Origin of the sequence: Marinifilum sp. JC120 (genome assembly GCA_004923195.1) — a bacterium.
Taxonomy (GTDB): Bacteria; Desulfobacterota; Desulfovibrionia; order Desulfovibrionales; family Desulfovibrionaceae; genus Maridesulfovibrio.
The window spans coordinates 1-378 of the sequence record RDSB01000243.1 but is presented as its reverse complement, the minus strand read 5'-3'; the positions used below and the strand labels follow the sequence as shown (position 1 = coordinate 378).

1 protein-coding gene is annotated in these 378 nt (G+C 60.1%); it reads right to left on the bottom strand.

The features are described 5' to 3' along the window. On the bottom strand, positions 1-378 hold a 378-nt coding region (locus D0S45_20965), incomplete at both ends, for an Ig domain-containing protein (GenBank protein ID TIH02313.1).

Sequence of the window (378 nt, the reverse complement as noted above, 5' to 3'; positions counted from 1 at the left end):
TTCACGGTGATGGTCATACCACTGACCGACACGGTGGCTTTTGTTTTATCCGCAGACACCGCACGAAAGCTCTTGTCGGTTACGCCCTCCGGCTGGAAGGCCACGGTCAGCGTGGTGCTCTGCCCTTTCACCACCGAGGTGCTGGCAGGCGTCACGGTCATGCCGGTTGCCGCTGTTACCGTGCTGCGATCTTCTGCCATCGACGGACGTCCCACATTGGTGACTTTCACCGTGCGGGTGATCACTTCCTTCGCCGTCACCGCCTTACCGATACTGCTGACCCAGCCACGGAACACATCGACCGTGCCGTTCGGGAAGCGGATTTTATAGGCACGGGTATCGCCTTCATTAAACCACGCCAGCAGCGCCTGCTGCCCC